15 protein-coding genes are annotated in these 17,456 nt (G+C 65.3%); 2 read left to right on the forward strand and 13 right to left on the reverse strand.

Annotated features, from left to right (window positions below):
* Positions 1-25 precede the first annotated feature (25 nt).
* On the reverse strand, positions 26-1,558 hold the full coding sequence (gene ppx, locus AC5WJ1_RS10720; RefSeq protein WP_133096104.1) for an exopolyphosphatase: 1,533 nt from the start codon (positions 1,556-1,558) through the stop codon (positions 26-28).
* A gap of 187 nt (positions 1,559-1,745) precedes the next feature.
* On the opposite strand from ppx, the gene ppk1 reads away from it, so the two are divergent.
* Positions 1,746-3,833, forward strand: a complete 2,088-nt coding sequence (gene ppk1, locus AC5WJ1_RS10725; protein ID WP_240745998.1) for a polyphosphate kinase 1 — start codon at positions 1,746-1,748, stop codon at positions 3,831-3,833.
* An 83-nt stretch (positions 3,834-3,916) separates the two neighbouring features.
* Here the strand turns inward: ppk1 and phoR are convergent, their stop codons facing one another.
* The 11 genes from phoR to AC5WJ1_RS10780 all read right to left on the reverse strand — a co-directional run bounded on the left by phoR (position 3,917) and on the right by AC5WJ1_RS10780 (position 16,156).
* Positions 3,917-5,281, reverse strand: a complete 1,365-nt coding sequence (phoR, locus tag AC5WJ1_RS10730; RefSeq protein WP_135705532.1) for a phosphate regulon sensor histidine kinase PhoR — start codon at positions 5,279-5,281, stop codon at positions 3,917-3,919.
* Positions 5,282-5,415: 134 nt separating this feature from the next.
* Positions 5,416-6,123: a phosphate regulon transcriptional regulator PhoB gene (phoB, locus tag AC5WJ1_RS10735; protein WP_133096101.1), complete on the reverse strand. Its 708-nt coding sequence runs from the start codon at positions 6,121-6,123 to the stop codon at positions 5,416-5,418.
* A 27-nt stretch (positions 6,124-6,150) separates the two neighbouring features.
* Positions 6,151-6,855, reverse strand: coding sequence for a phosphate signaling complex protein PhoU (phoU, locus tag AC5WJ1_RS10740; protein ID WP_029046387.1), 705 nt, complete (start codon positions 6,853-6,855; stop codon positions 6,151-6,153).
* 55 nt (positions 6,856-6,910) lie between these two features.
* Entirely contained in the window at positions 6,911-7,699 is a 789-nt protein-coding gene (pstB, locus tag AC5WJ1_RS10745; RefSeq protein ID WP_022535815.1) for a phosphate ABC transporter ATP-binding protein PstB, read from the reverse strand.
* 66 nt (positions 7,700-7,765) lie between these two features.
* Positions 7,766-8,671, reverse strand: a complete 906-nt coding sequence (gene pstA / locus AC5WJ1_RS10750; RefSeq protein ID WP_135706291.1) for a phosphate ABC transporter permease PstA — start codon at positions 8,669-8,671, stop codon at positions 7,766-7,768.
* Between the two features lie 5 nt (positions 8,672-8,676).
* The gene (gene pstC / locus AC5WJ1_RS10755; RefSeq protein WP_133096099.1) at positions 8,677-9,645 is read right to left on the reverse strand and encodes a phosphate ABC transporter permease PstC; all 969 of its coding nucleotides are present in this window, start codon (positions 9,643-9,645) and stop codon (positions 8,677-8,679) included.
* Positions 9,646-9,762: 117 nt separating this feature from the next.
* On the reverse strand, positions 9,763-10,794 hold the full coding sequence (pstS, locus tag AC5WJ1_RS10760; RefSeq protein ID WP_133096098.1) for a phosphate ABC transporter substrate-binding protein PstS: 1,032 nt from the start codon (positions 10,792-10,794) through the stop codon (positions 9,763-9,765).
* A gap of 231 nt (positions 10,795-11,025) precedes the next feature.
* On the reverse strand, positions 11,026-12,369 hold the full coding sequence (glmM, locus tag AC5WJ1_RS10765) for a phosphoglucosamine mutase (RefSeq protein WP_133096097.1): 1,344 nt from the start codon (positions 12,367-12,369) through the stop codon (positions 11,026-11,028).
* A 77-nt stretch (positions 12,370-12,446) separates the two neighbouring features.
* Positions 12,447-13,322: a dihydropteroate synthase gene (folP, locus tag AC5WJ1_RS10770; protein WP_135705533.1), complete on the reverse strand. Its 876-nt coding sequence runs from the start codon at positions 13,320-13,322 to the stop codon at positions 12,447-12,449.
* 134 nt (positions 13,323-13,456) lie between these two features.
* Positions 13,457-15,340: an ATP-dependent zinc metalloprotease FtsH gene (gene ftsH / locus AC5WJ1_RS10775; protein WP_133096095.1), complete on the reverse strand. Its 1,884-nt coding sequence runs from the start codon at positions 15,338-15,340 to the stop codon at positions 13,457-13,459.
* Positions 15,341-15,490: 150 nt separating this feature from the next.
* Positions 15,491-16,156: an RlmE family RNA methyltransferase gene (locus AC5WJ1_RS10780; protein WP_133096094.1), complete on the reverse strand. Its 666-nt coding sequence runs from the start codon at positions 16,154-16,156 to the stop codon at positions 15,491-15,493.
* Positions 16,157-16,354: 198 nt separating this feature from the next.
* Here AC5WJ1_RS10780 and AC5WJ1_RS10785 point away from each other — a divergent pair, with 198 nt between their 5' ends.
* Complete coding sequence (locus AC5WJ1_RS10785) at positions 16,355-16,858, forward strand: YhbY family RNA-binding protein (RefSeq protein ID WP_133096093.1); 504 nt, start codon at positions 16,355-16,357, stop codon at positions 16,856-16,858.
* Positions 16,859-16,910: 52 nt separating this feature from the next.
* Here the strand turns inward: AC5WJ1_RS10785 and AC5WJ1_RS10790 are convergent, their stop codons facing one another.
* Entirely contained in the window at positions 16,911-17,414 is a 504-nt protein-coding gene (locus AC5WJ1_RS10790; protein ID WP_133096092.1) for a DUF4149 domain-containing protein, read from the reverse strand.
* Positions 17,415-17,456 lie beyond the last annotated feature (42 nt).

The raw sequence follows: 17,456 nt of genomic DNA on the forward strand, positions 1-17,456 counted from the left end.
CCCTTCTTCCGCGCTCAGCCGTTGGTCAGTCGTAGACGACCTTGTAGCGCTTGCCGATCCGCTGCCATTCGTCGGCCTCCTGCGCGAGGCTGTATTCGATCAGTGGATTGGCCTCGATCCACATCTTGGGCAGGCGCACCTCGAAGCCCTCGTCGAGCGCCTCGGCGAGCTGGCTGACGCGGATATCGGGCGAGCCGACGTCCGAACGGCGCCGGCACAGCACGAAGGCCAGGCGCAGGCTGAACAGCATGCGCCAGTCGACGAACTTGCCGCTGCCCGACAGCTTGCCAAGCTTGCCCGCATGCCCCAGCAGCAGCGTGGCCAGCCGCGCCTGGTCGGTCTTGGAAAAGCCCGGCATGTCCGCATGCGTGGCGATATACGCCGAATGCTTGTGGTAGCCGCTGTGCGAGATCGACATGCCGATCTCATGCAGACTCGCAGCCCAGCCCAGCAGCGCCAGGTTGTCATCGCGCCGTTCGTTGGCGGGATCCGGGAACTGGGACAGCAGCGCCTGCGAGGTACCGCGCACGCGCCCCGCCTGGGCACGGTCGACGCCGTAGCGGCGCATGAACTGGTCGACCGTGACGGTGCGCATGTCCTCATGGTGGCTGCGCCCCAGCAGGTCGTAGAGCACGCCCAGGCGCAACGCGCCGTCGGTGACGTCCATGCGGTCGATGTCGAGCTCGGCGAACACGCCCAGCATGATCGACAACCCGCCCGGCAGCACCGGGATGCGGTCCGCCTTCAGCCCGGTAAGCTTGACGCGGTTGGTGTTCTCGGCCTTGATCAGCGCGCGCTTGAGCCGCTCCAGCCCTTCGCGCGTGATGCCGTGGTCAGCCGGGTTGTCGTTCATGCCGTTGAGCTCGATCAGCTCGGCCAGCGCGCGCGCCGTACCGGACGAACCGACCGCCTGCTGCCAGCCGGCGGCGCGGTACTGGCGCACCAGCACCTGGATCTCGCGGCGCGCGGCCAGCTCGGCCTGCTTCATCGCGTATTCGTCGACGTTGCCGCTGGGGAAGAACTGCCGGCTATGCGATACGCAGCCGATGTACAGGCTTTCCATCAGCTTGGACTGGTAGCCGCTACCAATGATGAATTCGGTCGAGCCGCCGCCGATGTCCACCACCAGCCGGTTGCCCTGGCAGGCCGGCGCATCGTGCGAGGCGCCCAGGTAGATCAGCCGCGCTTCTTCGCGCCCGGCGATGACTTCGATCGGGAAGCCGAGCGCGTTCTCGGCCTCGATCAGGAACTCGGATGCATTCTTGGCGACGCGCAGCGTATTGGTGGCGACCGCACGCACCTGGTCGGGCGCAAAGTCGCGCAGGCGGTCGCCGAAGCGCCGCAGCGCATCGATGCCGCGCCGGCGCGCGGGCTGGTCCAGGTACTTGTCGGGCGTCAGGCCAGCCGCCAGCCGCACAGGCTCACGCAGGGCGTCGACCTGGAAGATCTGGCTCGCGGTGCCGTTGGCCGTGGTGGTCTCGTCCACCCGCCCGATCATCAGGCGGAAACTGTTCGAGCCCATGTCGACGGCGGCGAGCAGGCGTGGAGTGTTGTTCATCGTGTGCTAGAGAGCTGGTTCGCGTTCGTGTTGCGTGGCCCGGTCCAGGCTAGGTGTCCCGCCGCCGGCGCACGCGCCCCGCAAAAATATGTCCGTGTCATGTCCGCCTCATGACAAAATCAAACTGTCATAAAAGTGACACGATTTTATGAAAAAGTCGCCACATTACCAAAAGAAGGTCATGACCATGTCGACGACGCCGTCCAGCACGCTGCTCAACCGCGAGCTGGGCATCCTGGAATTCAATGCCCGCGTGTTGGCGCAAGCCGCGGACCCCAAGGTACCGCTGCTGGAGAGGTTGAAGTTTATCTGCATCGTGTCCAGCAATCTGGACGAGTTCTTTGAAATCCGCATGGCGGGCCTGAAGGAACAGATGCGCGACAACGCTTCGGGGCTGACGCCGGACGGTTTGTCCTTCCAGCAGACTTACCAGCTTGTCACCGAGCGCACGCAGCGGCTTGTGGCTTCGCAGTATGACATGCTGCAGAACACCATTTTTCCACTACTTGAAAAAGAAGGTGTCTTTTTCCACCTGACCACGACCTGGACCGACGCGCAGCGCGAATGGGCGCGCGAGTTCTTCCAGCGCGAGCTGGCGCCGGTGCTGACGCCGATCGCGCTGGACCCCGCCCACCCCTTCCCGCGCGTGCTCAACAAGAGCCTGAACTTCGTGGTCGAGCTGTCCGGCAAGGATGCCTTCGGCCGCGAGGCCGACCTTGCCATCGTGCAGGCGCCGCGCGCGCTGCCGCGCGTGGTGAAGATGCCGGAGAAGCTGTCGGGCTACCCGTTCGGCTTCGTGATGCTGTCGTCGTTCATGCAGGGCTTTGTGCATGAGTTGTTCCCGGCGATCGCGGTGCACGGCTGCTACCAGTTCCGCGTCACGCGCAATTCCGATCTGTTCGTTTCCGAGGACGAGATCACCGACCTGCGCGAAGCGCTGCAGGGCGAACTGCCGACGCGTCATTTCGGCGACACGGTGCGGCTGGAGGTGTCCTCCGATACGCCGACGCCGCTGGCGCGCCGGCTGTTGCTGGAATCGGGCCTGAGCGAGCAGGACCTGTACCGTGTCTCCGGCCCGGTGAACCTGGCGCGGCTGATGCAGATCCCCGACATGGTCGATCGCCCCGCCCTCAAGTACCCGCCCTATGTGCCGGCGCCGGTGAAGGCGTTTGCCACGGGGGCCTCGATGTTCGACGTGATGCGCCAGCAGGACGTGCTGCTGCACCACCCGTACGAGAGCTTCAGCTCGGTGCTCGACCTGCTGCAGCTGGCCGCCGCCGATCCCAACGTGGTCGCGATCAAGCAGACCGTGTACCGCACCGGCAACGAGTCGCTGGTGATGGAAGCGCTGATGACCGCCGCGCGCAACGGCAAGGAAGTCACGGTGGTGGTGGAGCTGCTCGCGCGCTTCGACGAAGAGACCAATATCAACTGGGCCGAGCGGCTGGAATCGGCCGGCGCGCACGTGATCTATGGCGTGGTCGGCCACAAGTGCCACGCCAAGATGCTGCTGATCGTGCGCCGCGAGCCAACCGGTCCCAAGGCCAAGCAGGTCAAGCTGCGCCGCTACGCGCACCTGGGCACGGGCAACTACCATCCGCGCACCGCACGCCTCTATACCGACTTCGGGCTGCTGACCGCCGACGAGGCGATCTGCGAAGACGTGCACCACGTGTTCCAGCTGCTGACCGGCACCGCCGGCACGATCCGGCTGAACCACCTGTGGCAATCTCCGTTCACCATGCAGACCAACCTGGTCGAGCATATCCGCGCCGAGGCCCGCAACGCGCGCGCCGGCAAGCCGGCCCGGATCATCGCCAAGATGAATGCGCTGCTGGAGGCGTCGATCATCGACGAGCTGTACAAGGCCTCGCGCGCGGGCGTGAAGATCGACCTGATCGTGCGCGGCGTCTGCGCGCTAATGCCAGGCGTGCCGGGCATGTCCGAGAACATCTCGGTGCGGTCGATCGTCGGGCGGTTCCTGGAACACCATCGCGTCTATTATTTCCGCGCGGGCGGCGAAGAGGTGCTGTACCTGTCCAGCGCCGACTGGATGGATCGCAACCTGTTCCGCCGCGTCGAGGTAGCCTTCCCAGTGCTGGACAAGGCGCTGAAGGCGCGCGTGATCAAGGAAAGCCTGCAGGTGCACCTGCGCGACAATGCTTCCGCGTGGATCATGCAGCCAGACGGCAACTACGTGCGCAAGCAGACGCGTTCCAGGCATCCGCGCGTCAGCCAGAACGACATGCTGGCGATGTTCGGCGGCAATCCGTGAATGCTGCCTGAAAAGCAACAAGCCCCGTCATGGCGGCCGCCAAGCGGGGCTTGTTGCTTTGGTGGACCGGCGAGGCAGTCCGCTCAGGCGGCCCGGCGCGAAGAATCCGGCGCCTGCGGCGATGCCGGCACGGCGGCGGCCGCGTCGCTCAGGCTGCGCACGCTGCGCTCCAGCGGGAAGATGATGCGGAACACGCTGCCGCGCCCTTCCTCGCTGGTCACGCGCAGGTCGGCATGGTGGCGCGACAGCACATGCTTGACGATGGCCAGGCCCAGCCCGGTGCCGCCGGTATCGCGCGAACGGCTGCGGTCGACGCGGTAGAAGCGCTCGGTCAGCCGCGGGATATGCTCGGCGGCAATGCCAAGCCCGGTGTCGGCCACGGAGAACACGGCATGGCCCTCTTCCCAGCCCAGCCGCAACGAGATGCGCCCGCCGTCCGGCGTGTAGCGCACTGCGTTGGACACCAGGTTGCCCAGCGCCGACAACAGCTCGGTCTCCGCGCCGCGGAATCCCACCGTGGGGTCGATCTCGGCCGTAATCCTGTGCCGGCCTTGCGACAGCGCTTCGGCATCATGCATCAGGTGCGCAACCATTGCCTGCACGGCGACCATGTCGTTACCCGGCGGCTGCGCATCGCTTTCAAGTTTTGCCAGCGCCAGCAGGTCTTCGACGATGCTCTGCATGCGCATCGACTGCACCAGCATCATGTCGACATAGCGGCGGCGATCGTCGTCCGACACCGGCAGGTCGCGCACGGTTTCCAGGAAACCGGTTAGCACCGTCAGCGGCGTCTTGAGTTCATGCGAAACGTTGGCGACGAAGTCGCGGCGCATCGCCTCGGTGTTTTCCAGCTTGGTGATGTCCTGCGTGATCACCAACTTGCGGTTATCGCCGTAGGGCAGGATCTGGACCGCGATCACGCTGTGCTTGTGTGTGCCCATGTCGCGCATCACCAGCGGATCGTCGAAGCGCTGCCGCGTCAGGTAGTGGACGAATTCGGGCCGGCGGATCAGGTGCGTGATGCGCTGGCGCACGTCGCGGCGCGCGTTCAGGCCGAAGTGCTGCTCGGCCACGTCGTTGCACCATTCGATCTGGTCGGCATCGTCCAGCATCAGCACGCCGTTGGGCGAGGCCTGGATCGCCTGGATAAAGCGGGTGTGCTGCTGCTCGACCTGCAGTACCTGCGTGCGCCAGCGCTTGACCAGACGGTGCAGCCGGTAATACACCTCGCCCCACAGGCCCACGGCGCTCGGGATCTCGCCGTAGACGGGCGCGTCGAGCACTTTCCACAGGCGGTTGATCTGGTACAGGTAGAAGCAAAGCAGCCCGAACAGCACCGCACAGGCCAGTGCCAGCGCGGCGAGCGGACCGAGGGCCAGGTAAACGCCGGCGGCTACCACCACCAGGCTGATCAGGATGGCCGCGGAACGGGCCCAGATGACGTTCATGCGCAGGGTTCAGGCTAGCGGCCGGCAGCGGCCGCATGGGTTGCGACGGAGTGTGCCACGATTTCGCCGCGCCCTGCCAGCAGCGTGGGGAGTAGCACGGGGCGAACGGCGTCGCCCCGTGCCAGCCCGGCCTGTCAGGCGCCGGGGGCGCGCGCGAGGCGGTAGCCGCTGCCGCGCACGGTTTCGATCATATTGCTGTAGCCGCCCGGGGTCAGCGCTGCGCGCAGGCGCTTGATGTGCACGTCGACGGTGCGCTCTTCGACAAAGACATGGTCGCCCCAGACCTGGTCGAGCAGCTGCGAACGGCTGTGCACGCGCTCCGGATGGGTCATCAGGAAGTGCAGCAGGCGAAACTCGGTCGGGCCCAGGTCCAGCTTGATCGGGCCGCTGTCGTCCTCGCCGGTGACACGATGCGTGGCCGGGTCCAGCCGCAGGCCATTGATCGCCACCACGTCATCGGTCAGCTGCGGCGCGCGGCGGCGCAGCACGGCCTTGATGCGGGCCAGCAACTCCTTGGGCGAAAACGGCTTGGTGACGTAGTCGTCGGCACCGGCTTCCAGGCCCATCACCTTGTCCTGCTCCTCGCCGCGGGCGGTCAGCATGATGATCGGGATCTGGCGGGTACGGTCGTTGGCCCGCAACTCCTTGGCGAAGGTTGCACCCGACTTGCCCGGGAGCATCCAGTCCAGCAGCACCAGGTCGGGCAGCACGTCGCTCATCAGCGACAGCGCCTGCTCGGCGTTATAGGCCCGGATCGGATAGTGCCCCGCGTGCTGCAGGTTGACAGCGATCAGTTCTGCGATCGCCGGTTCGTCTTCGACAACGAGAATACTGCTCGGCATGTGTATCGTTCTCCGCAATCAGGCGGGTCAGCTCAGGGCTTCGCGCTCCATGTCCTCGCGCGAGACATGGCGGACGTCCGTCCCCTTGACAATGTAAATGATAAATTCCGCGATATTTTTGGCGTGGTCGCCGATGCGCTCCACCGCCTTGGCGATAAAGAGGAAATCCAGCGCGACCGAGATCGTGCGCGGGTCTTCCATCATGTACGTGATGAGCTTGCGCACGAAGCCGCGGAATTCCTCGTCGATCGCCTTGTCGTCCTTGACGATGCGCGCGGCCGCCACGGTATCCAGGCGGGCAAAGGCATCCAGCGCCTGGCGCAGCAGCGAGATCGCCATCTCGCCCGACAGCTTCACCTCGGCGTAGTTGATACTGTGCGCCGACGCGTCTTCCATGATGTGCTTGGTGCGCTTGGCGATCTTCTCCGCCTCGTCGCCGGCACGCTCCAGGTTGGTGATGGTCTTGGAAATGGCCATCACCAGGCGCAGGTCGCGCGCGGTCGGCTGGCGCCGGGCGATGATATTGCCGCAATCGGCATCGATCTCGACTTCCAGCGCGTTGAGCTGCTGCTCGCGCGCAATGACCTGGTCGGCCAGGTCGGCGTCGAAGTCGGCCAGCGCGCGCATGGCAACTTCGATCTGCGACTCGACCAGCCCGCCCATCTGCAGCAGCTTGGTATTGATCGCGTTGAGGTCGGCGTCGAACTGGGTCGAAAGGTGCTTGTCTGGCATGGGTTTCTCCTGGCCGCTGTTGGTATGCTACGCCCTGCGGTGACGATCGGCCTAATCAACCGAAGCGGCCGGTAATGTAGTCTTCCGTTTCCTTGCGGTGCGGCTTGATGAAGATCTTCTCGGTCTCGCCGAACTCGATCAGCTCGCCCAGGTACATGTACGCGGTGTAGTCGGAGCAGCGCGCGGCCTGCTGCATGTTGTGGGTGACGATCACCACCGTGTACTCGTCCTTCAGCTCGGCGATCAGCTCTTCGATGCGGCCGGTGGAGATCGGGTCCAGTGCCGAGCACGGCTCGTCGAGCAGCAGCACTTCGGGGCGGATGGCGATGCCGCGCGCGATGCACAGGCGCTGCTGCTGGCCGCCGGACAGGCCGTAGCCCGACTGGTTCAGCTTGTCCTTGGCTTCGTTCCACAGCGCGGCCTTGGTCAGCGCCCATTCCACGCGGTCATCCATCTCCGAGCGCGACAGCTTCTCGAACAGGCGCACGCCGAAGGCGATGTTGTCGTAGATCGACATCGGGAACGGCGTCGGCTTCTGGAACACCATGCCGACCTTGGCGCGCAGCAGGGCGATGTCCTGCCTGGCGGTCAGCAGGTTGTCGCCGTCCATGTTGATCTCGCCCTCGGCACGCTGCTCGGGATAAAGCGCATACATCTTGTTGAAGGTGCGCAGCAGCGTCGACTTGCCGCAGCCCGAGGGGCCGATGAAAGCCGTGACCTTGCGGTCGGGGATCGACATGTTGATGTTCTTCAGCGCATGGAACTGGCCGTAGTAGAAGTTCAGGTTGCGCACGTCGATCTTGGCGCGTACCGAATCAGGAATGTCGATGACGGTGGAGGTCATTGCGTTCTCTCGCTTGCAGTCAGCTTGCAGTCTTCAGGGCGAAACGTGGGATGGTCGTCCCGCCGCTTATTTCTTCTGGAACAGGATGCGCGCCAGGATGTTCAGGGCCAGCACGCCGATCGTAATCAGGAACACACCCGCCCAGGCCAGTTGCTGCCATTCGGTGAACGGGCTCATGGCGAAGCGGAAGATGGTCACCGGCAGGTTGGCCATCGGCTTGTTCAGGTCGGAGGTCCAGAACTGGTTGGACAGCGCGGTGAACAGCAGCGGCGCGGTTTCACCGGCAATACGAGCCACCGCCAGCAATACGCCCGTCACAATGCCGGCGTACGATGACTTCACCGTGATCGACAGCACCATCTTCCACTTGGGCGTGCCCAGGGCGAAGGCGGCCTCGCGCAGTGCGTTGGGCACCAGGTTCAGCATGTTCTCGGTGGTGCGCACCACGATCGGTACCTGCAGCAGCGCCAGCGCGCAGATGCCGGCCCAACCCGAGAAGTGGCCCATGCGGGTCACCACCAGCGCGTAGACAAAGAGGCCGATCACGATCGACGGCGCCGACAGCAGGATGTCGTTGATGAACCGGATTAAGCTGGCGAGCGGCGAGCGCTGGCCATACTCGGCCAGGTAGATGCCGGCCAGAATGCCGAGCGGCGTGCCGAACAGTGTGGCCATGCCCACCATCACGAAGCTGCCGAAGATGGCGTTGGCCAGGCCGCCGCCGGCGGTGTTGGGTGCCGGCGTCATCTGCGTGAACAGGTCCAGCGACAGGCCGCCCACGCCCAGCGTGACGGTGGTCCACAGGATCCACGCCAGCCAGAACAGCCCGAAGCCCATCGCCACCAGCGAAGCGGTCAGCGCATACAGGTTGACGCGGCGGCGGCGGGCCTGCAGGCGCGCGCGCACGGCATCGGCATCGGGACGGACGGCGGGGATCGATACGGAAGACACAGCCTGGCTCGCTTGGGTCATTTGGCTCATTTGGCGCCCTCATTCTTGGCGAGTCGCAGCAGCAGCAGCTTCGACAACGCCAGCACCACGAAGGTAATGAAGAACAGGATCAGGCCCAGCTCCATCAGCGCGGCCGTATGCAGGCCGGCGCCGGCTTCGGCGAACTCGTTGGCGAGCGCCGAGGTGATGCTGTTGCCCGGCGAGAACAGCGAGGCGCTGTCCAGCAGGTTGGTATTGCCGATCACGAAGGTGACAGCCATGGTCTCGCCCAGCGCGCGGCCCAGGCCCAGCATCACGCCGCCGATGACGCCGGCGCGGGTGTAGGGTAGCACCACGTTCCACATCACTTCCCAGGTGGTGCAGCCCACGCCGTAGGCGGATTCCTTGAGCAGCACGGGAGTGACTTCGAACACGTCGCGCATCACCGAGGCGATGTACGGGATGATCATGATCGCCAGGATCACGCCCGCGCACAGCAGGCCGATACCCAGCGGCGCGCCCTGGAACAGCTTGCCGATCACCGGCAGCTGGCCCACAGTGGCCGCCAGGGGCTTCTGGAAATACTCGCCGAAGATCGGCGCGAACACGAGCAGGCCCCACATGCCGTACACGATCGACGGCACCGCGGCGAGCAGCTCGATGGCGGTGCCGAGCGGACGGCGCAGCCAGGCGGGCGACAGCTCGGTCAGGAACAGGGCGATGCCGAAGCTAACCGGCACCGCGATGATCAGCGCGATCAGCGAGGTCACGATGGTGCCGTAGATGGGCACCAGCGCGCCGTAGACATCGGCAGGAGGATTCCACTCCGCGGACCACAGGAAGCGCGCGCCGAAGGCCTCGATCGAGGGCCAGGCGCTGATCGCCAGCGAGACGATGATGCCGCCCAGCAGCAGCAGCGTCACGATGGCGGCGCCGCGGGTCAGGCCGCCGAACAGGATGTCGCCGAGCCGGCTCGGAGGCTGGACGCCGCGGGTGTCGGAGGGGATAGTCGCCATGTCGGAGAATTCAGGGTGGATCGCCGCTCCCGCCTGGGCGGGACCGCGGTGTCGGGGCGGGAGTCAGGCTGCCCGACACCGGCCCCGCGCGAGCGCGGGGCCGGCGATACCGTCAGATCAGTACAGCGCCTTGCCCGAGGCGTCCTTCACGCTGGTCTTCCAGGTCGAGCGGATCTGGTTGACCACGCTCTCCGGCAGCGGCACGTAGTCCAGGTCGGCGGCCATGTTGGCGCCGCTCTTGTAGGCCCAGTCGAAGAACTTCAGCACTTCCGCGCCCTGCGCCGGCTTTTCCTGGTTCTTGTGCACCAGGATGAAGGTGGCGCCGGCGATCGGCCATGCATCCTTGCCCGGCTGGTTGGTCAGGATCTGGTAGTAGCTCTTGCTCCAGTCCGCGCCGGCAGCGGCGGCCTTGAAGGCATCGTCGCCAGGCTTGACCACGGCACCCGACGCGTTCTTCATGTTCACGTGGGTCATCTTGTTCTGCTTGGCGTAGGCGTACTCGACGTAGCCGATGGCGCCGTTCAGGCGCTGCACGAAAGCGGCCACGCCCTCGTTGCCCTTGCCGCCGGTGCCGCCGCCCGGCCAGTTGACCGTGGTGCCCTCGCCCACCGAGCCCTTCCAGTCAGCGCTGACCTTGGACAGGTAGTTGGTGAAGATGAAGGTGGTGCCCGAACCGTCGGCGCGGCGCACCGGCAGGATGTCCTGGCTCGGCAGCTTGGCTTGCGGGTTCAGCGCCTTGATGGCGGGGTCGTCCCACTTCTTGATCTTGCCCAGGTAGATATTGGCCAGCACCTCGCCGGTGATGGTCAGCTCGCCCGGCTTCACGCCTTGCAGGTTGATCACCGGCACCACGCCGCCGATCACCGTCGGGAACTGGACCAGGCCCTGCTTGTTCAGTTCCTCGTCCTTCAGCGGCGCGTCCGAGGCACCGAAATCGACCGTCTTGGCACCGATCTGCTTGATGCCGCCCGACGAGCCGATGGATTGATAGTTGACCTTGTTGCCCGTTGCTTTGTTGTATGCGTCGGCCCACTTGGAATACACGGGCGCCGGGAAGGAAGCGCCTGCACCGGTAATTTCCGCCGCGAACGCAGTACCCGCTACGACCATCGAAACGATGCCTGCCACGGCAGTCTTGACCAGCTTCATATGTCCTCCAGAGAACATTGGTTGGGAATGACAAATTTTTGACAAGACGAACTGTATGCTCCCCATATGACAATTCCGTGACATCTTTAAATCTTCTTGAAAGCCGCTGCCAGCTTAGGTTTCAACGCGCCCTCGATCTCTCATGGGGGTGCAATGTAACGGCGGTTAATTGCAGAATACCCAGAAAAAACGCCGGGATGAACCCGGCGTTTGCGTCACCGCTGCGGCGGATCAGGCGCTCAGCGCATCAGCCAGCGTCTTCGCGGCGCGCTCGGCCATCTCGGCCTGTTCAGCCTCTACCATCACCCGTACCACCGGCTCGGTGCCGGAGGCGCGGATCAGCACCCGGCCACGGCCTTCGAGGGCCGGCTCGACCTTGGCGCGCGCGGCTTGCAGGCCAGCGTGCGACTGCCAGTCGAATCCCTTCTGCACACGCACGTTGATCAGTGTCTGCGGGAACAGCGAGACGCCATCCAGCAGCTGCGCCAGCGTCTTGCCGCTGCGGCGCAGTGCCGCCAGAACCTGCAGCGCCGAGACGATGCCGTCGCCAGTGCTGTGGCGATCGAGGCACAGCAGGTGGCCGGAGCCCTCGCCACCCAGCGTCCACTTGCGCTTGTTCAGCTCTTCCAGCACGTAGCGGTCGCCGACCTTGGCGCGCACGAATTCCACGCCTTGGCGCTGCAGCGCCAGTTCCACCGCCATATTGGTCATCAGCGTGCCCACTGCGCCGGGCACCACCTGTCCATTGGCCTGGCGGTCGCGCACGATCAGGTACAGCAGCTCGTCGCCGTTATAAAGCCGGCCGTCGGCATCCACCACCTGCAGCCGGTCGGCGTCGCCGTCGAAGGCCAGGCCGAGGTCGGCGCCGTTGGCCTTGACCGCCTCGATCAGCCTGGCGGGCGCGGTGGCGCCATAGCCTGCGTTGATATTGCGGCCGTCCGGCTGGTTGCCGATCGAGACCACGTCGGCGCCCAGCTCGTGGAAGACGTGCGGCGCGATGTGATAGGCGGCGCCATGGGCGCAATCGACCACCAGCTTCAGGCCGTGCAGGTCCTGCTCATGGGGGAAGGTGCTCTTGCAGAACTCGATATAGCGGCCTGGGGCGTCATTGATGCGGCGGGCGCGGCCCAGGTCGTCGGAGGGCGCGCACAACATCGGCTCGTCGATGGCGGCCTCGATCTCGGCCTCGACCGCGTCGGGCAGCTTGTCCCCGTCGGCGGAGAAGAACTTGATGCCGTTGTCGTAGTACGGGTTGTGGCTGGCCGAGATCACCACGCCGGCCGACAGGCGCAGCGCGCGCGTCAGGTAGGCAATGCCCGGCGTGGGCAGCGGGCCGGTCAGCAGCACGTGCACGCCGGCCGAGGTAAAGCCGGCTTCCAGCGCAGCTTCGAGCATATAGCCGGAAATGCGGGTGTCCTTGCCGATCAGCACGGTCGGGCGGCCCTGCCCGGTCTTGGCGCCGTGCGCCAGCACCTTGCCGGCCGCATGGCCCAGGCGCATCACGAAGTCGGGGGTGATCGGCGCCTCGCCAACGCGCCCCCGGATGCCATCGGTCCCGAAATATTTGCGTGTCATTCGCTGTTCCCTTTCTGTTCTGTCCTGCGTTGCACTACCTGGCGCTCTGCGGCGCCTGCCCCGGGTGGACGGGGTGTTCAGGCTGCCGTGACGGACTCATTGCGCACGGCCCACCAGGTCTTGACCGCGTCCACGGTCTGCTCCACATCATGCACGCGTACGATAAACGCACCGCGCTCAACCGCACACACCGCGGCGGCAATGCTGGCGGCAATTCGTTGCTGTGGCGGGCGCCCGCCCAGGATCGCGCCCAGCGTGGATTTGCGCGAGATCCCCGCCAGAACCGGCAGACCCTCCAGCGCCATCCGCGGCAACTGGCCGAGCAGGCGCAGATTATGATCCGGCGTCTTGCCAAAGCCAAACCCCGGATCGAGGGATAGGCGCGCGTCGTCGATGCCGGCGGCGCGCAGCACGGCAATCCGCTCGGCCAGGAAATCCGCCACCTCGCTGACCACATCCTCGTAGTGCGGGTCTTCCTGCATGGTCTGCGGGTCGCGCTGCATGTGCATCACGCACAGCCCCGCCTGGCCCGCCTCTGGCGCCGCCAGTGCCTCCACCGCGCCCGGCATGCGGAAGCCCCAGATATCGTTGATGAGATCGGCACCGGCCGCCAGCGCGGCGCGCATGACCTCGGGCTTGTAGGTGTCGATCGACAGCGGCTTGCCGCAGTCGCGCAGCGCCTCGACCACCGGGATCACGCGCGACAGTTCATCCTCGAGCGGCAGCGCGGCCGAGCCCGGGCGGCTGGATTCGCCGCCGATGTCGATGATGTCCACGCCCTCGGCGATCATCTGCTCGGCGTGGCGCACGGCGGCGTCGCGGCCGGCGTGCTGGCCGCCGTCCGAGAAAGAGTCGGGCGTGACATTGAGGATGCCCATCACGAGCGGGCGCTGGCCAAGCGCAAAGCGGAAGCGTCCGCACTGGAAATACCGGGTCTCTGGAGTCTGCTGCAAGGTCTGAATACTCAATCAAGCGGTGCGCGAACCCGGCCGCGCAAAAGGAAAAGCCGGTGCATCAGGCACCGGCTTCAGGGTCATGCATTACACAGCCAGCATGCAGGCGTCGTCAGGTCGACGAGCTGATGCGATCAGGCCGTGGCAGGCGCGTTGGTCGGCGCCACCGGCGAGCCGCCCGGAGGCGTGCTCCCGCCACCGTTCGGGCCCGACACACCGCGCGGCGGACGCGGCGGCTTGCCGGCCATGATGTCGTTGACCTGGTCGGCGTCGATGGTTTCCCACTCCATCAGCGCGTTGGTCATGGCCTCGACCTTGTCGCGGTTATCTTCGAGCAGGCGCTTGGCCAGCGCGTATTGCTCGTCGATGATGCGGCGGATCTCGGCGTCGACCTTCTGCTGCGTGGCTTCCGACACGGTCTTCGAAGACAGCTTGCCGAACATGCCGTCCTGCTCGGTATCCACGTAGACCATGGCGCCGAGCGAATCGCTCATGCCGAAGCGGGTCACCATGTCGCGGGCGATCTTGGTGGCGCGCTCGAAGTCGTTGGACGCGCCGGTGCTCATGGCGTTGAGGAAGACCTCTTCCGCCGCGCGGCCGCCGAAGAGGATAGCGACCTCTTCCAGCATGCTGTCCTTGTACTTCGAATACTTGTCATGCTCGGGCAGCTGCCAGGTCACGCCCAGCGCCCAGCCACGCGGCATGATGGTGACCTTGTGCACCGGGTCGGCCTTGGGCAGCAGCTTGGCCACCACCGCGTGGCCCGACTCGTGGTAAGCCGTGGCCCGGCGCTCTTCCTCGCGCATGACCGTCGACTTGCGCTCCGGACCCATGTAGATCTTGTCCTTGGCGTCCTCGAAGTCCTGCATGTCGACCACGCGCTTGTTGCGGCGGGCGGCAAACAGCGCGGCCTCGTTGACCAGGTTGGCCAGGTCGGCGCCCGAGAAACCCGGGGTACCACGCGCGATCACCGAAGCGTCGACGTCGTTGCCGATCGGCACCTTGCGCATATGGACCTTCAGGATCTGCTCGCGGCCGCGGATGTCCGGCAGGCCCACGTAGACCTGGCGGTCGAAACGGCCCGGACGCAGCAGCGCCTTGTCCAGCACGTCGGCACGGTTGGTCGCGGCAATCACGATCACGCCCGAGTTGGCCTCGAAGCCGTCCATCTCGACCAGCATCTGGTTCAGGGTCTGCTCGCGCTCGTCGTTGCCGCCGCCCATGCCGGCGCCACGATGGCGGCCGACCGCGTCGATTTCATCGATGAACACGATGCAGGGGGCCTGCTTCTTGGCGTTCTCGAACATGTCGCGGACACGCGCCGCGCCCACGCCGACGAACATTTCAACGAAGTCGGAACCCGAGATGCTGAAGAACGGCACCTTGGCCTCGCCGGCGATGGCACGCGCCAGCAGCGTCTTGCCGGTACCCGGAGGGCCGACCAGCAGCACGCCGCGCGGGATACGGCCGCCCAGCTTCTGGAATTTCTGCGGATCCTTCAGGAAGTCGACCAGTTCGACCACTTCTTCCTTGGACTCGTCGCAGCCGGCCACGTCCTGGAACGTGACGGCGTTCTGGTTCTCGTCGATCAGGCGCGCACGCGACTTGCCGAATGAGAATGCGCCGCCTTTCCCGCCGCCTTGCATCTGGCGCATCATGTAGAACCAGAACACGATGATCAGCAGGGTCGGTCCGAGGTAGTACAGGGCCTGGACCAGCACGTTGGGTTCGTCATCCGCCTTGCCGGTCACCTGGACGCCGTACTTCATCAGGTCGCCGACCATCCAGATGTCGCCCGGCGAGATGATGGTGTACTTGGCGCCTTCCTTCGGCGAGACCACCAGGTTGCGGCCCTGCACGTCGACACGCGACACCTTGCCGTTCTTGGCGTCATCCATGAACTGCGAATAGGTGACGCTGTCCTGCGCACGGGGCTTGTCGAACTGCTTGAAGACGGTAAACAACACCAGCGCGATCACGAGCCAGATTGCCGCCTTTTGAAACAGGTTGTTATTCAAGGCCGAACTCCTTTGCAATTGCCTTGCCAACGGATAGCTGCATTGTAATGCAGCGCCCGCCCTCGGGGGGAAACAGCGAAACTATGACGCCGATAGCCGCGGGTGGGGCACTTTTGCCCTCTTATTTTGCCCTGGCCTGATCGGATTCAGTTAATCCACCGCCTTCAGGTAGCGCCCAAGGATAAAGGTTTCGGAAGATTTGTCGCGTGACGCCTTGGGCTTGCGCTTCGCGACCACTTTGAACTGCCGTTTGAACTTCTCCACGATCTGGCTGTAGCCGCTCCCGTGGAAACACTTTACCAGCAATGCGCCTTCCGGCTTCAAATGGGCCTGCGCAAACTCAAGGGCCAGATCGCACAAGTACTCGATCCGGGCCGAATCGGCGGAGGCCACACCTGACAAATTGGGGGCCATGTCGGAGATAACAAGGTCGATCTTGTCGCCGCCGGAGGCTTCCAGCACCAGGCTTTCGAGTTGCCGGAACACCTCTTCCTCGCGGAAATCGCCCTGGATAAAAGTGACGTCAGCGACAGGCTCCATCGGCAGGATATCGATCGCCACCACCGCGCCGTCGATCTTCCCGTCCTTGGCCCGGGTCGACGCAGCCAGCTTGTTGCGTGCGTACTGGCTCCAGCTGCCCGGGGCGGCGCCAAGGTCGACGATGACCTGCCCCGGGCGGATCAGCTTGTCCTGCTCGTCGATTTCCTTGAGCTTGTAGGCGGCGCGGGCACGGTAGCCCTCCCGTTGCGCCATCTTTACGTACGGGTCGTTGATGTGGTCGTGCAGCCACGAATGGTTGAACTTGTTCTTTGCCATGCCAGATCCAGCCTGTTGCCTGCCCCGGCACGCGGCGTGCGCCGCATGCTCAAGGTTTTTCTACTGTTTTGATGATTTTGCCGCCCGACAGTGCCGGATTGACGGATAATACGCGCCAATTCGCGCTCCGCCCGCCTGCCGAACCGGCATCTGCCGGGCCCGCCGCGCACCAAACTCCAGCGCCACCGGCGCCAACCTATGCCTGCACTACAACTGATTCCCGCCCAGCGCTCCGAACTGCGCTCCCGTGCCCATGCCCTGAACCCGGTCGTCATGGTCGGCGCCGAGGGCCTGACCCGCGCCGTACTGGCCGAAATCGACCGCAGCCTGGCTGCGCACGACCTGATCAAGATCCGCGTGTTCGGCGATGACCGCGACGCGCGCATTGCCATCTACGAAGAAATCTGTGACGCGCTGCACGCCGCGCCGATCCAGCACATCGGCAAGCTGCTGGTGGTCTGGCGCCCGGGCGAGGCACGCCTGAAGGAAAACCAGCCGGATAGCCTGGGCCGCCTTGCCCCGGCCCGCCGTGGCGGCGCCGCGCCGCGCACGGTGACGGTCAAGAAGCCCAGCGCCGCACCGAACCGTCGCCCGACCCGCAAGGAAGTGACCGTACTCGGCAACGAGCGCGTCACGGCCGGCGGCAACGTCAAGCGCGCGCGCGCGCGGCCGACCAGCCAGAAGAAGAAGGCCCTGGGCTGATCCCGCCCGCTGCTTCTATTGCGGCCACCGCCAGGTGGCCGCAGCACTCCACTCACTCCCCGGCCGAACGCGGCGCCGAAGCGCGCCACACCAGCACCAGCGCGAGCAGGCTTTGCAGCAGGTAGAAAGCACTCGACGCGCCGTGCAGCATGCCGAACTGTGCCCGGTAAGGCGATTCCGAAACCCCCAGCCCCAGCGCCTGCGCCTTTTCCTTCAGGCTCCCCATGAACGGCTGGATGCCGAAGTAGCCGACCAGTACGCAGCACAGCATGCCGAGCACCAGCCAGCGCAGGCTGCGATAGCGGTTGGCGCCGCGGCGGATCATCACGTTGCACAGCACCAGCTGCAGCACGCCGATGGTCACGCCGATGATGGCTTCGGTATGAAACAGGTGACCTGCGATCATGCCAGCCATCTCGCGGCTGGGCAGTACCGAGAACAGCGTCGGCGCCACCATGTAGCCAACCGTCCACAGGCTGCCCGCCCACACCACCGTCAGCAGCAGGAATAGCCGGTGCGGCAGCGGCGGCAGGCTGTTATAGGAAGAAGAGAACACGTGCCGGTCTTTCCGGGGGCCGGATGGCGGGCGAGCGCCATA

This window comes from Cupriavidus sp. MEYA8 (genome assembly GCF_059278825.1).